We start from the raw sequence: 13,499 nt of genomic DNA, 5'->3' as shown, positions 1-13,499 counted from the left end.
ATGCTGGAAATAGAAACTTAGATTATTGTCTAATCTTAGATAGATAGATTAAACGTTTAATCAAAGATAATCTTATCCGCTTTTCTGAAAAAAAGAACAACTAAAAATTTGTTAACCGGTCAGTTAAAAAACCAAAAAGGAACCCCCTATTTTTCCAAAGTTTCTACAACACATTAAGCGATTGCTCCTTGATCTTTTCTAGCTCATCTTTCATCAGAATGACATGCTTTTGAATTTCGGCATCATTTGCCTTGGAGCCGATTGTGTTGATTTCTCTTCCTATTTCCTGACTGATAAATCCCAGCTTTTTTCCCTGACTAATTTCCTCACGGAGCGATTTTATGAAATAATTTAGGTGTGTTTCCAATCTTACCAGCTCCTCAGTCACGTCAAGTTTTTCGAAGTAGTAGATCAATTCTTGTTCAAAGCGATTGGCATCAAAAGAATTTTCATCCATCCATTGTTCAAAATGATTTCGTATTCGCTGTTTGATGCGCTCTTTTCGGATTGGTTCTTCCTGCTTTACTCGTTCAAAGGCCGATCTTATCACCAAAATATTTTCTTCAAGTTTGGCAAATAATGAAGCTCCTTCATCTTTTCGAAAGCCATCACACTTTTTCAAAGCTTCTTCCAATACCAGCTTAGTCTGATCCCAATCTTGGCTTTCCTCACGCTCCATCGGAATAGATGTGATCACATTTGGAGACTGTAAAGCAAGCTTAAATAGGTCGTCGGACTTCTCTCCAACTAGTCCTGCCAAGTTTTTAAACTCGTTGAAATATGCCTTAAAAAGTGCTTGATTGATTGTAACGGGGAGGTTTTGACTTCCTTTTGGTACAAACTCTATAGATACATTGACTTTTCCACGATCTAAAATGGACTGGACTAAAGTCCGAATCTCATTTTCTTTGTCAGAAAATTGTCTTGGGCTGCGAATGGATAAATCCAAAAATTTTGAGTTGAGCGATCGAACTTCGACCTGAATCATCATTTGCTCATTCTCAAATCCGGCTACTCCAAAGCCGGTCATTGATTTGATCATAGTGTAGGATGAAAATTAGAAATTATACCCTAAGGTAAAATAAAACCTTAAGTCTTGTGCCTCATAATTTCGGATGGGACGAGCCACGTCAAATTTGACATAATAGTTCATCAGCACCGTCCTTAATCCAGCCCCATAACTTTGCAGCCATGGATTATTAAAGTTGTTTAGCACCACAACAAATGGTGAACCTTCGGTACTAATTACTTCAGTATTCTGGTCATTTACTCGCTCCCATGGAGCAAAATCATTCCAAGCAGAACCGATATCGTAAAAACCGACAAGTTGGAAATTTCTCACAAAATTTGACGTGATATTACCTCTGGTCAGATAAGTAAAGAGCGGTATCCTCAGTTCTGTGGTAAATGTAATTACGTTTCTACCCCTTATTTCATCATAATCAAATCCTCTGAGGTCAACAAAGTCAGCAAAAAGAATATTTGAATTTTCGTTTCCTGCTGGATTACGAACAGGGGAAGGTTCAGGTCTATTTATGGGAGGGCTATAAAATTGATTGAAAATCCAATTATCCATTCCGCCAACTAGGTAACTTTGGGGATTATTTCCCATAAATGAGCCTGCATAAAGCTTAGAAGCAAGTGTAATATTCTTATGGATTTTTTGATAATTTCTCACGTCAAGATAAAAATTACTAAAGGATCGGGACTTATTATTTAATCCTTGGTAGTGCATATATCCAACTTTCCCCTTCAATCCAGTATGCGAATAGAGTCCCATAGGCTCAGTTCGGTCGTAGACAAATTCTGCTTTTCCTCCTAAATAATTGACATCAAGTCGATTCTGTTCGGGAACTTGACCGAAAATTAAAGAATCTGAATAAAGGTTAAAATACTGAGTCTTTGCTATCAACGGTGCCACATAGATCCTGGAATTGACATTTAATGGATAGGAAACTCCTGCTTCGACTTTGGTCAACACATATTTTTGACGATAAAAGTTAATTTCAAAAAGCTGAATCGTCCTTCTATCAAACCTACCTCTGAAATCAAGTCTGCTTTTTAAATATTCATATTCAAACCAAATATCTCCGCCGGAATTGAAATCCAATGATTGCATGATCCCGCCTGAAAACATATGGTTATCAAGAATATCAGTCATTTTACCATTAAGATTAATCCCAAAACCTCTTAGAGGATCTACCACGAACCTAGTATTGATATTGTTTGTGAAAAATTGGGGGTCCATTCTTCTTGGTCCTGTCACACGCTTCTGCAACGATTGCCTTCTAAATGTTTCCAGAAGATTTGTTCTACTCTGTTCTGGTCTAATGTTTTCAGCTCGATTAGGAAGCGGGGGCAAGGTGTCGAAAGTATAATTCTCGGTATTGACTCCTTTTCGTGATTCAAATCTCAAACGATCCAAACTGATAGAGGAGGTTTTACTTGTGGCCGTAGTGTCAATTTGGACTTGCTGTATTTCTATTTCAGCAGCTGGCGGTGAAGGTAATGCTGCATTAGCTCTTTGTTCAAGCAGTCTCCTAGCAGCAAGGCGTTCATTCAGTTCTTTGGCCTGTGAAAGCTGTACCCTTGGAGTACTTGGGGTGAATTGGTCCACTCCGCTATAGCCTTCCACGTAAAGGTGGGATTCTTTACCACTTCGAAGCGCGTAGGCAATTTTGTTCATTCTACTGCTTACGTCGTAGACCTCAATGCTTTTATCATATGCTGATATTTGATTGGATACCTGATTCCCAATGTTGAATCGCATAAGATTAGTGATTCCACTCAAATCACTCAGGAAAAGGAGCGTATTACTGTTCACCTTTCGGGGATGAATATTTTTACTGTTGGAATTTGTCAACTTGGTCAAAATTGTAGTGTCTTTAAGAACCTCCATTTTGAAAAGGTTGTATTGATTAGGCAGTAAATTAATGTCAGGAGTAGCCGTCAAAACGGAATCCGGCAAATCGACAAAATTTGAAGAATAAACTATAACCGAATCATTGAGGAAGGCTGGACTCAAATCATCAAATAAATCATTGGTCAAACGCTTTCCTTGGCCTCTCGCATTAAGGGTATAAATATCAGTTTTGCCATTGGATATGGCTGAGAGCACCATATTCCTACCTGACTCATTAAAATCAAGGCTAAGAATCTGGGTAATGTTCCTTAGAAAGATTTTATCCTGATTTGTGCCATCTATCGATCTTAGCCTCAATGTTGTAAATCCTCTTTTGAAGGAAGCAATAGCCAAATTGGCAGAATCTCTCCAAGCAATTATAGGTGAATAGAGATTTGGAGTGAGTTCATCGTAACTCGCTCCACCTTGGAAAATTGTTTGCTCCGAACCACTGGACAAATCACGAACGATCACCTTATATTTACCAGCATTATTCACTACATAACCTAGGAGGAGCCCATCGGGACTGAATTTCACATCACTGATGGCACCATCTACTCGTGAAGATGTCTTGGCAAGCGCTGATTCTGGAGAGACATTTTTGAATGAAGCATAGACTGGTTCATTTACTTTGAGATAGTAGTTTTTCCAGTCATCGAAAAAAACTTTGGCGTTTACACCAATTGTATTCGCGATACTATTCTCCTCATTTCTGTTGATTCTAGAGAGATTTAATATGCTGGACACATATCTTCGTCCATACTTTTCAGAGATATAGTTCCAAATCGATTGTCCTACAAGAGCCGCTTCTATTCCTGTTAAATTCAGAATTTTTGGATTTTTATTTTCTTTTAAATACTTCCTGATAAAATCATCCATTTCTCTACTCCAGCCTTTCGCTAGATAGAGTGCAGCTCCATCAATATACCATTGCGGGAAATCATTGATCAAATTAGCCTGAAAAGCGTCTGCTACCGAAGCTCCATATAGCATTTCACGAATAATTACCTTGGCAGTCGCATAAATGATATCCTCCTTGAACTGGTCGATACGTCCTTTGTATGAAACCTCTGCTATCAGCCGGGTAAACTTGGTTTGACCATCCTCGGTATACTTTTGGACATTAAGGTTTAGGTTACTTTGAAGTCCCTCTTCGGGTGAATTGTAAATGTAAATCTTTGGCTTGGTGTAAGCTACGTAGCCAATCATTTGAGTCAGCTTATCAAACTCCGACTCTAAATATTCTATTGCCATTTTGGCATTAGCTCCACCACGGTCGTAGTAATAAACCTCAAAATTATTGGAGGAGTAAAAATACCAAGTGAGCTCCTTGTGCTGAACACGGTTTTTCCCAAACCTTTCTTGGTCAAATTGAGCCAAAGAAATGGAGTAGCTTCCAAAGAATAAGACTAAGATCAAAAGTCGAAAGACCAAGTATCGCATTCAGATCGAGATTGATAGGTTTTAAATATACTTAAAATACCGAGCTATATCCACCTCAGGCAAAATTGGATGAGATTTAACCAGATATTGAGCCATCATTTTACTAAAATATGGTATTAGCGACACTCCTTTAGCGCCGAAACCATTGAACATGTAAACGCTATCTTTTATAGGATGTTTGCCAAGAAATGGTTTTCGATCTTTTGTCGCTGGTCTTATCCCAATTTTATGACTTTTTACCGATTCCACAGGAACATGTACCACCTCTAATAACTTCCCGAGAATCTCCTTTTTTGCGGTTTCTGAAGGTCCAGTCTCCAAATCATGCCAAGTGTAAGTCGATCCTACGCGATAAATTCCCTTGCTCAGCTGAACTCTGAAAACTCCCCTATTTACAATAAAATCGGGATCAAAGTCCTGCGCTACTTCCAAGATTTCTCCTTTCACAGGAGCGAACGGTAAATAACTGAAAAATCTGCTTTTTAATGCACCAAGTCCATTGCAAAAGATTAAATTTTTGGAATGAAAGTTTTCATATCTCCAGCCTCCAGAAGTCTTTTCGAGCAAATTCTCGTTGAATTCCCTAGCATGCAAGCGATCACCAAAGTAGTCAGCCATCCCATCCAAATATTCATTGATATTTAGCCACCCGGACATTTGAAGAAGAACTCCTCCATATGGATCGCGAAGTTCTGGATATTGACTTTTGGTAAAAATCTGATCAATGAACATACTGATTTTAGGATCACTTGAATGTCCCATCCATTCATTCTGCTCCTCGATTGAGAGAAAGGGGCGGTAGATTTTTTTCTTTGTGAGAAATTCCCTACCTGTGATTTGCTCCAGTTCTTGATAAAAGGGCTCGATTTCAGGAAAAAGATATTCTGCAATCCATGACTTGACCATTTTTCGACCGGTCACTGGATTATATAGACCTGCTGCCACCCTGCTGCTATTGTTAGATCCTGGAAGATCAAAAATCACTATTTTCTGACCTAATTGCTCCAGCCTATATCCCAATGCGGTACCTGCAAGGCCCTGCCCAATAATCAAAAAATCAATTTCCATAATCCAAATTAAAGGCATAATTCTTTACTTTGCTGCGTTCACTCCAACTTTAAAAATGCTCCACATTAAATCATTCACCTTCAATCCTTTTCAAGAAAACACCTATTTACTCTACGACGATCGGGGTGAAGCTGCTTTAATCGATCCCGGCTGTCATACCGCAAATGAAAGAACTGAGCTGGAGGATTTTATCGTATTGAACCAACTTAAAGTCAGCCATTTGTTGAACACTCATTGTCACATTGATCATGTCTTGGGCAATGCTTGGGCAAAGAAACGATTTGGAGTTCCACTTTGGATTCATGAAAAAGAAATACCTGTCCTGAAATCGGTAGAAGTTTATGCTCCCAATTACGGTTTTCAGGGATATGAGTCTTCCGAAGCAGATTATTTCCTAGTCGAGGGCGAGAAATTTAATGTGGGAGAAGAAACTTTAAAGATCCTTTTTGTACCTGGCCACGCACCAGGTCATGTGGTTTTTTATCATGAAGAAAGTAAAAAAGTCATAGCAGGAGACACACTTTTCAGAGGCAGTATTGGCAGAACAGATCTCCCGGGCGGAAATCACCAACTATTATTGGAGCGAATAAAATCTCAACTATTGACCCTTCCGGCTGAAACTATTATTTATCCTGGACACGGGCCAGAGACACAAATTGGTTTTGAAAGAATCCACAACCCATTCGTGGGAGAGCGGGCGACATTATGAACGTAAAAGCTCAAATACCAAACCTACTGACGCTTCTCAATCTTCTTTCCGGAGTGATTGGCATTATTTGGGTTTTGAATGGCGACATTCTTTCCGGTGCATTCTTTGTGCTGATTGGGGCGGGGTTTGACTTTCTTGATGGATTTGTAGCACGCTTGCTCAAAGTTCAGAGTGATATGGGAAAAGAACTGGATTCTCTCGCTGACGTGGTTTCTTTTGGCGTATTGCCGGGTATGATTCTGTTTATGATGACAAAAAACCAATCAGAACCAGAGTCCTATTTGCCTTACTTTACCCTGATTGTGCCGATGCTTTCCGCTTATAGATTGGCCAAATTCAACCTGGATACGCGCCAAAGTGACCGCTTCATTGGTTTGCCTACACCGGCAAATGCTTTGTTTCTAAGCACACTCCCCTACCTTATTATTCGATGGACTTTTGTTGAACAATGGCTTTCTTCTCCAATTGTACTCATCATTTTGGCCTGGGCTTTTGCGTTACTTTTGATTGCTGAAATCCCACTCATTGCATTAAAATTCAAAAGCCTTTCCTTTTCGAAAAACATTTTTCGGTACATCCTCATACTTATTAGTATAGGGATATTCGCCTGGCTTCAACTCGCAGGCATCCCGCTGGTGATTTTGGCGTATATTGGACTATCGGTAGTCGAAAATGCAATCGGAAGTGAATGAGGAGGAAATTTACACTTTGGGCTCTGAGTCTGTTTTTAGGTCTTTACGCTGAGCGTTCTTTTGCGCAGTCAGATTTTTTTCAATTCAAAGTCCAAGAACAAGGTGTTTATAAAATTTCAACTCAAGAAGCAGCTAAACTAGGTTTCGCCAATCTTTCTCAAGTCAGTATTTTCGGGTATCCGGGCATGCTTCCTCAGCAACTGCAACCGGAACAACTTGAACTACAAGAAATCCCCGCTTTTGAGTTTGCAGGAAACTTGTATTTCTTTCTTTCCGGTCCGAATTCTCTCACTTTCTCTGAAGAAGGAATCAGCTATACTCATCATTTATTTTCAGATTCTTTGAGTTTTCTGATTGGGAAAAAAGAAAGCCCAATACGAATATCAGAATTGCAGGGTCAATCAGTGCCAGCTGATCCCAACCAGATTTGGTATAGCTTCAAAACCTTCAAGGAAGAAAAAAATAATATTTTGAATTCAGGGAGGGCATGGTATTCAAATCCCATCCGGCAAGGGCAAAGCTTCAATATCAATTTAGGCTTAAGATCAGAAACCAATTCTCCCTGGATTTTGCATGGAAAATTAATGGCTCAATCCTTTTCAGCCTCCACCATGCGGATGCTTACAGGAGATCAACTGTTATCAGAGGTTGGATTTCTTGCCATTCCAAATTCCACTTATGGGATCAAAGGCCGGGAAGTAGGTTTCGACTTGAAAATCAGTCCTACAAACAATTCACTTTCTCAAATCCGATTTACTTTTCAGGGAACAGGATCTGAATCTGCCGGATTCCTCGACTATGTTGTTGTGGGTGTTCCTTTTTCCAATGAAAAGCTTACTGAAGGGATTTTTGAATCCGAATCACCAAAAGCTATATCACTAAAGGCCACATTCAAAACTTGGGAAGTAAGTAATTTATATATGCCCTTAGCTTTTGGGAATACTTCTGGTAACAGTGCGACAGGAAAAAAATGGGTGATATTCTCTCCCGAGAAAACAACAGAAATCAAGGAATTCAAATCGATTTCGATGGATTTGAGGAAAACTGAGATTTCTCCAGAACTTCTGATAATCTGCTCGCCATTATTACGCCCCTCGGCAAATAAGCTTAAAAACCATAAGGAGAACATGGGGATAAAAACCCTAGTTGCCACGACTGAAGAAATCTACAGGAATTTTGGCTATGGAAATCCTGATCTGACCGCAATCCGAAATTTTATAGCTTTTACTTATCACACCAATAAAACACTCGAAAATGTATTAATCCTTGGAAAAGGAACATTTGACCACAAAGGAAAACTTGGTGGCAGGCCAAATCTTGTTCCTATTTACAGCAGTAGAGAAAGCCTCAATCCATTGACCACCTTCAGTTCAGATGATTATTATGGATTGGTCGATTGGGGGCAGGGGGAATGGATTGAAACTCGGGAGGGTGATGAGCAGATGCAAATCGGTGTAGGCAGACTTCCTGCGATCAATTTTGCAGAGGCAAATGAAATGGTGGAGAAAATTATTCGATATGAAACTAACCCTATTCGATCGCCCAAATCTTCAACGGTGACTTTTTTAGCTGATGATGCAGACAACAATATTCACGTTCGAGATGCTGAGGTTCATGCCAACTATTTAAACGAAAACCACCCCGAATTTCGGTTGAATAAGCTTTATCTGGACAGATTTGAGCAGGTAAAATCGGGTACCAATCAGCGCTCACCTCAAGCCAAAGATGCCTTGAAAAAAACTCTGGACGAAGGGACATTGATATTGAACTACATTGGACACGGGAACGAAACCACTTTGACAGCTGAAGAGATTTTTAAGGTTTCGGACCTTGCCGATTGGGCAAAACAGGAAAATTTAGCCCTTTGGGTTACTGCTACCTGTGAATTTGGAAGACACGATAGTCCATTCATCCGGTCAGCGGCTGAGGAATTGCTTTTTGCTCGAAATAAAGGAGCAGTAGCATTACTGACCACAGGAAGGCCTGTTTTCAGCAGTGTAAATTTTACGCTGAACGAAGCATTTATTGAGGAAGTTTTCAGAAAAGAAGATGAGCAATATCAAAACTTAGGTTCAATTTTTAAAAACACCAAAAATCGCAGCCTTAATGGCTCTTTGAATCGAAATTTTTCGCTTTTGGGTGATCCTAGCTTGAAATTAGCTCTTCCTGAACTTGAAGTAAAAATCACCTCGATAGAGGATGCCAAGAATGGAATTCAGGCAGATACCCTTCAAGCCCTCCAAGAAATTGTGCTCAAAGCAGAAATCATAGATCCATTGACTCAGTCTTTCCAGGCCGGATTCAATGGTGAGTATCAAATTGAGGTGAGGGACAAACCTGTTGTGCAGAAAACTTTAGGAGATGAAAGTTCTCCCTTTGAGTTTGAAGAAGAAGCCGTATTAGTCTTCAGAGGTCAGGGAAAAATTGAATCGGGTATCCTACAAGCAAGATTCTTAGTGCCAATAGGCATCAACCCTGAATTTGGAAATGGCAAGTTGAGAATCAGAGGATGGGATTCTAGTTCTGGCTTGCAAGCAATAGGTAGCCTTTCACAATTGGTCGGTGGGAAAAAATTGACGAACAATCAAGATACGAGTGGACCTCAAATCATTCCTAAAGTGAATGGTCAAAATGCGGCACCATTTATTTTTCCTTCCCCTACACTCGAGATCGAAGCTACACTTATCGATCAGAGCGGGATGAATGTATCAGGATTTATTCCCGGTCAAAACCTGACTATCCAACTGAATGATCAAATACCAGTTATTCTGAATGAATATTATATTGCGAAGAACGGCAGCTATCAAGAAGGGACTTTTAAAATCACCATTGCTGGTTTCCTGGAAGGAAAAAATTCAGTCACCATTCGAGCATGGGATAATGTTGGTAATGAGAGCATTATCACATTTGAAGTGGGAATTAAAGGTAGCAATTCACTAAAAATCACAGATCACAAAGTTTATCCCAATCCCGCTTCTACAGAAAGTAATTTTGAAATTAAACATAATCGGCGCGGAGAAAACTTAAATATCATACTTGAAGTTTATTCACTTACTGGGCAAATACTATTTAAGGAGTCGTATCGTTTGATTAAAGCTGAGGAAAATATCCAAGATTTATCATGGATATTTTTGCAAAACCAAACAAAATATCCAGCAAAAGGAACTTATATTTACAAATTAGAGCTACAATCAGAATCCGACCTAACCTCAGATTCCGTAAGTGGTAAAATAGTTATTCGATGAACAAAAAGGACATAGAAAGCTTTAAAAGCATATTTTTAATTGTCTTCGCCTTAAGCGGTTTTTCTTCTTTTGCGCAGAACAGTGTCATCATTTCAGGTCAAGACCCCAACAGAAGGGTTATTACCACTGCCGTTCCATTTTTGAATTTTGCACCAGATTCGCGGCATTCAGCAATGGGTGACGTAGGTGTAGCCACCTCCCCTGATGCTAATTCTGCACATTGGAATGCCGGAAAACTGGCTTTCATAAAGGATGATATGGGATTTTCCCTCTCTTATTCTCCATGGCTAGGCAAGTTAGTCAATGACATGTCAGTGAGCTATCTCACAGGTTTCAAGAAAATCGATGAAAACTCAGCCTTTGCCTTTGATCTGAGATATTTCAACATGGGAAGTATTCAGCTGACAGATGGCTTTGGCAATACCTTGGGAGAATTTAACCCCCGCGATATTGCCATCGGAGGGACTTACTCCCGAAAATTGTCACAAAATCTGGGTTTGGGGATTTCTGCAAGATTTATTCATTCCAACCTTTCCGGAGCAATTTCCTCTGCCGGTGGATCAGAAGCTAGAGCAGGTATCAGTGTGGGTGCTGATATAGGACTTTATTATCAGAAGCCTGTATTTACAGGAGCAAGAGATGGAGTGTGGTCTTGGGGAATGGCAATCACCAATATCGGACCTAAAATCACATACAACAGCGCAGAGGACCTAGATTACATTCCAACCAACTTAAGAGTAGGGACTGCCTATAGAATAAACCTTGACCCCGTCAACTCAATCACCTTTGCGCTTGATTTCAATAAATTAATGGTGCCTACCCCACCATTATATGAAACAAATCAAGATGGAACGCTTAAGACTGATGAAAATGGAAATCTAATAATTGCTCCTGGGAATGGGAAAGACCCGAATAGAGCATTGATCTCCGGAATGTTTGGTTCATTTTCGGATGCACCAGATGGGTTTAGAGAAGAATTAAAAGAATTCACCATTTCTGCAGGAATTGAATATGAGTATGCTGAAAAATTCGCTCTTCGCACAGGATATTTTTATGAAAATCAGAGTAAAGGAGGACGTAGATATTTCACCATGGGACTGGGATTTGACCTCAAAAAAATTGGATTTGATTTTTCTTACCTAGTACCTCAAACCCAAAATCACCCATTAGCAGAAACCCTCCGGTTTTCCTTGTTATACACGATTAACAGCAATTAATGCTTCTTGACAGATCAAAAGCACCTGAATTTATCGTTCCGGAGGATTTTGAGTTGCCTGCTCCGCAGCAGAAAAAGCTAAAGGATGGTCGCTCACTTTATTTCGTTTACACACCCAATCTAGACGCTGTTAAGCTGGAAGTAATCGGGAAAAGTCAAAGACAGGATCTTCCATTAGGTAAATCATTAGTACCTTCCTTCACATTACAAATGCTGACTGAAGGCACAAAAGATCTAACAGAATCTCAACTTTCAGAATTTTTTGACTTCCACGCTACTGAAGTCCATCCTCTAGTGACCTATTCACATGAGGGAATGAGCTTGGTGACTACCACGAAGCATCTTTACAAAGTATTGCCTGTTTTTTGTTCGCTTTTTAGTGCAGCGGTCTTCCCGGATGAGAGTCTCCAGAAACGTAAATCCCAGCGCAAACTAGGAATCCGAATGGATCGGGAAAAATCAGCATCTCGGGCCAGTCATTTATTCAGAAAAGCGCTCTATGGAAATGAGCATCCTTATGGACAGGAAATCAATGAGGACCATGTAGATAATGTGGACAGACAGGACCTGCTTGAATATTTTCAAAACAACTTACTGATAGACACAGAATTTTTCCTGTGCGGAAACCTAAATGATGAAGAGTTGGAGCGAATAATTGCTGATTTAAATTCATTTCCATTTCGAAGTGCAAAAAAATCGACCCCTCTCCATACCATCTCAACTACTTTAAAAATAGATGAGATAAGACCCCAAGCATTGCAAAGCAGTATTCGTCTGGGCAGTTGGTCAATTCCAAAAACACATCCTGATTTTCAGGCATTATCTGTGTTCAATACGATTTTGGGAGGATACTTTGGGTCACGTTTGATCAAAAATATCAGAGAAGAAAAAGGCCATACCTACGGCATCAATTCTTCTTTGGCAGAAATAGGAGAAAGCTGCTATTGGGTGATCGGTGCGGACGTCCAAAAAGCCTTTAAGGCTGAAGTGATCACTGAGATTTATAAAGAAATTAATCGATTGGTATGCGAGCCTGTTTCTTCAGAAGAATTGGAGGTAGTCAGGAATTATTTAATTGGTCAAATGATTGGTCGATTTAGCTCATCCTTTGACCTAATCGATCGATTCAGAGCTGTTCACCATTCAGGATTGGACTTTACTTTTTATGTGGAGAAGCTTGCATTCTTAAGAAGATTCACTACTGAAGAAATTCTCACGGTCGGCCAAAAGTATTTTGGTAATCCACCATTTATTGAAGTGGTCGTAGGCTAATCAGTAAGTTTCATGTACAGCCATGAAATATCCCATCGCAGGGATGCCCAAAGCTTGTAAAACAAAAATCTAAGGTTTTTTATCCCCAACTCATTTCCTAGATCTACTAAATCTTTGGCCGAATCAAAATTTGCAGACCAAAGTGAATGCTTCAGTTCGTATAGTATTCTTCGTTTTAGGGCTTGATTTTCTTCTGGGTAAATATTCATTCCAAGGATTTTTGAGCAAACTTTCACTGTACTGGGGAGCATCTTGGAATGATAGCTTTGATATTGGCCTGCTGACATAGATTTATTGTGTTTGCGCTTTAGGACTCCAATATGATTGGAAAATACCACCGGATGATTCCTTGATAGCCTGACCTGTATATCAAAATCTTCATAATAGAGAGATTCATCATACCCACCTTCCCTTCGGAGGATAGTTGTATTGAAAACTACTGTAGGGCTGCAAATTAAATTTTTTTGAATCAGTGTCTCATAGATGTTGCTTAGTTCTATCTCTTCGATCAGGTCTCCACTTAAGTTTCGTTTGTAGAATGTCGTTACCTCTCCCATTTGATCTAAAACATAAGCATCCGAAAATACAAATCCGGCATACGGGACCATTTTCAATTCAGAAATAGAGGACTGTAAATGATCCGGGTAGAGCACATCGTCCCCTGATAAGTCCACTACGTATTGGCTGTTTATTCTGGAAAGAATCTGATTAAAAAGCTGACAATAGGGTTGCATTTCCTCATAAAAAATAGCCTCAACAGGTAAATGCTCAGAAGACCTATTTACCCAATTTTTTATCTTTTCGGCTGTACCATCAGTACTTCCGTTATCCACAACAATCAATTCCTTTTGGTAATAGTCCTGTCTGAGTACACTCTCCAATGTCTCCTCGATCCATTCTTCGTGGTTGAATGCAATACAGATAATCGTTACCAGACCAGTGCTTTCCATCT

The 13,499-nt window shown here is 39.7% G+C and carries 9 protein-coding genes; 5 read left to right on the top strand and 4 right to left on the bottom strand.

The genetic code is table 11. From position 1 onward, the window contains the following. Positions 1-163: 163 nt before the first annotated feature. Genes ACK4HU_RS07820 through ACK4HU_RS07810 form a run of 3 tightly spaced genes read right to left on the bottom strand, consistent with a single transcriptional unit; the run spans position 164 to position 5,413 of the window. Positions 164-1,042, bottom strand: coding sequence for a YicC/YloC family endoribonuclease (locus ACK4HU_RS07820; protein WP_409805151.1), 879 nt, complete (start codon positions 1,040-1,042; stop codon positions 164-166). 15 nt (positions 1,043-1,057) lie between these two features. Beyond that, a complete protein-coding gene (locus ACK4HU_RS07815) occupies positions 1,058-4,345 on the bottom strand; it encodes a biopolymer transporter Tol (RefSeq protein ID WP_409805148.1) in 3,288 nt (1,095 codons plus the stop codon). 21 nt (positions 4,346-4,366) lie between these two features. Beyond that, on the bottom strand, positions 4,367-5,413 hold the full coding sequence (locus ACK4HU_RS07810; RefSeq protein WP_409805145.1) for an NAD(P)/FAD-dependent oxidoreductase: 1,047 nt from the start codon (positions 5,411-5,413) through the stop codon (positions 4,367-4,369). A 55-nt stretch (positions 5,414-5,468) separates the two neighbouring features. On the opposite strand from ACK4HU_RS07810, the gene ACK4HU_RS07805 reads away from it, so the two are divergent. From ACK4HU_RS07805 to ACK4HU_RS07785, 5 genes are read left to right on the top strand one after another with little or no spacing between them, the layout of a single operon-like run. Next, positions 5,469-6,122: an MBL fold metallo-hydrolase gene (locus ACK4HU_RS07805; RefSeq protein WP_409805143.1), complete on the top strand. Its 654-nt coding sequence runs from the start codon at positions 5,469-5,471 to the stop codon at positions 6,120-6,122. Beyond that, positions 6,119-6,814 (top strand): CDP-diacylglycerol--serine O-phosphatidyltransferase, encoded by a 696-nt coding sequence (gene pssA, locus ACK4HU_RS07800; protein ID WP_409805140.1) that lies wholly within the window; start codon positions 6,119-6,121, stop codon positions 6,812-6,814. Before ACK4HU_RS07805 ends, pssA begins: the two co-directional genes overlap by 4 nt. After that, positions 6,811-10,059 carry a type IX secretion system sortase PorU gene (porU, locus tag ACK4HU_RS07795; RefSeq protein WP_409805137.1) on the top strand — a complete coding sequence of 1,083 codons (3,249 nt, stop codon included), beginning with the start codon at positions 6,811-6,813 and terminating at the stop codon, positions 10,057-10,059. Before pssA ends, porU begins: the two co-directional genes overlap by 4 nt. After that, positions 10,056-11,276, top strand: a complete 1,221-nt coding sequence (gene porV / locus ACK4HU_RS07790) for a type IX secretion system outer membrane channel protein PorV (RefSeq protein WP_409805135.1) — start codon at positions 10,056-10,058, stop codon at positions 11,274-11,276. The genes porU and porV overlap by 4 nt, the downstream gene beginning before the upstream one ends. Continuing rightward, positions 11,276-12,547 (top strand): M16 family metallopeptidase, encoded by a 1,272-nt coding sequence (locus tag ACK4HU_RS07785; protein WP_409805132.1) that lies wholly within the window; start codon positions 11,276-11,278, stop codon positions 12,545-12,547. Before porV ends, ACK4HU_RS07785 begins: the two co-directional genes overlap by 1 nt. Here the strand turns inward: ACK4HU_RS07785 and ACK4HU_RS07780 are convergent. Next, complete coding sequence (locus ACK4HU_RS07780; RefSeq protein ID WP_409805129.1) at positions 12,544-13,497, bottom strand: glycosyltransferase; 954 nt, start codon at positions 13,495-13,497, stop codon at positions 12,544-12,546. The two genes, ACK4HU_RS07785 and ACK4HU_RS07780, sit on opposite strands and share 4 nt — an antisense overlap. Positions 13,498-13,499: the final 2 nt, after the last annotated feature.

The sequence above is a fragment of the Algoriphagus sp. genome, assembly GCF_046296635.1.
GTDB lineage: Bacteria > Bacteroidota > Bacteroidia > Cytophagales > Cyclobacteriaceae > Algoriphagus.
This window is presented reverse-complemented; position numbering and strand designations above follow the sequence as displayed.